The sequence below is a fragment of the Vibrio sp. 811 genome, from assembly GCF_033339195.1.
In genome coordinates, this window is the sequence record NZ_JAWOUB010000646.1 from 1 (window position 1) to 594 (window position 594).

The following is a 594-nucleotide window of genomic DNA, read 5'->3' on the forward strand; positions in this document are numbered from 1 at the left end:
GGCAACCTAGCAGGACGTGGCTACCCAAAAATCGCCGCACCGAAGCAAGAACCATCACCAGATCGAGGGGCATTAGTCTATGAAAAGAACTGCGAGACTTGTCATCGCGCCGACGGCTCGGGTATCAAAGGCACCGACGGCCATTCATACATTCCTCCGCTGTGGGGCGAATTTGCGTATAACTGGGGCGCAGGTATGCACCGCATTAACACAGCGGCCTATTTTATTTATGAGAACATGCCACTTGGAAAAAGTGTGCAGCTGACTGAGCAAGAAGCTTGGGACGTTGCTGCGTACATCAATAGTCACGAACGCCCACAAGATCCTCGATTTAAAGGCAGCGTCACCGCAAATGCTGAAAAATACCACCAGCACCAAGGTTACTACGGCAAAACACTAAACGGTAAGCAAATAGGTAAAAACGCATTTGCAAGCGGAACGGTTGAGTAGCAACGTTAGAGCTTGCCGTATAGCTACATCCTTATATACATTCCTACCCTATGCTTGGGCAGGTTCTTTCTCTCCCTCATCCCAAAAATCACCATTTCATTTGCTTCACTCAAACCACTTCTATGCGGTAACGACTTCCCAATT

Annotated in this window: 1 protein-coding gene; it reads left to right on the plus strand. The window is 48.5% G+C overall.

The features are described from left to right. A partial coding sequence (locus R7Q46_RS28600; RefSeq protein ID WP_318078498.1) for a c-type cytochrome occupies window positions 1-450 on the plus strand: 450 nt, incomplete at its 5' end. Window positions 451-594 lie beyond the last annotated feature (144 nt).